Annotated in this window: 1 protein-coding gene; it reads left to right on the top strand. The window is 74.6% G+C overall.

The features are described 5' to 3' along the window. Nucleotides 1-1005 (top strand): dihydrolipoamide acetyltransferase family protein (locus tag DBR36_RS16870; RefSeq protein ID WP_146185415.1); only part of this gene is annotated, 1005 nt, incomplete at its 5' end. Nucleotides 1006-1014: the final 9 nt, after the last annotated feature.

The following is a 1014-nucleotide window of genomic DNA, read 5'->3' as shown; positions in this document are numbered from 1 at the left end:
GGGTCCGCGACCCTCGCGCTCGACGTCGACACCGCCATGCGCGAGGCCGCGCCGCACGACATCGTGCGCACGGGCCCGATCGACCTGCCGGTGGAGCGCCCGCGATCCACGCCTCCCGTGCGCAAGCTCGCCAAAGACCTCGGCGTCGACCTCGTGCTCGTCGCCGCCGCCCACCCGGGCGAGACGGTGACCCGCGCGCACGTCGAGGAGTTCGCCGCCCGCACACCCGCGTCGGGCGGGGTCTCGGCATCCGATGCCCTTTCCGCCCCTCCGGCGTCGACGGTCCCCCCGGCCGCTCCCGACCCGCGCGTCACGCGGACGCCGATCCGCGGCGTGCGCAAGCACACGGCCGCGGCGATGGTGCAGAGCGCTTTCACCGCACCGCACGCGACGACGTTCCTCACGCTCGATGTGACCGCGACGACCGAGCTGCTGGCCTCGCTCAAGACCGATCGGGCCCTCGACGGGCATCGCATCGGGCTGCTCGCGATCGTCGCGAAGGCGGTGTGCCTCGCCCTGGGTCGCACGCCCGCGCTCAACGCGAAGTGGGACGAGGCGAACGGCGAGATCATCGAGCACCACTACGTCGGCCTCGGCATCGCCGCCGCGACCGACCGCGGCCTGGTCGTCCCCGTGATCGCCGACGCCGACCGCCTCGACCTGGTCGACCTCGCCGACGCGATCGCCGAGCTGGCCGCCACCGCGCGCGCCGGCCGCACGGCCCCGGCCGCCATGACCGGGGGGACGTTCTCGATCACCAACGTCGGAGTCTTCGGTGTGGATGCCGGGACCCCGATCCTCAACCCGGGAGAAGCCGGGATCCTCGCCGTCGGCGCCCTGCGCCGCACCCCGTGGGAGCACCACGGCGAGATCGCCCTGCGCGACGTGCTGACCCTCAGCCTCTCGTTCGACCACCGCCTGGTCGACGGGGCCGAGGCGGCGCGGTTCCTGACGGACGTCGCCGGCGTGCTGCGCGAGCCCGGGAGGGCGATGCTGCTGCGCTGAGCGGGTCCC

The sequence above is a fragment of the Microbacterium sp. HMWF026 genome, assembly GCF_003061325.1.
In the GTDB taxonomy this organism is placed as follows: domain Bacteria; phylum Actinomycetota; class Actinomycetes; order Actinomycetales; family Microbacteriaceae; genus Microbacterium; species Microbacterium testaceum_E.
This window is presented reverse-complemented; position numbering and strand designations above follow the sequence as displayed.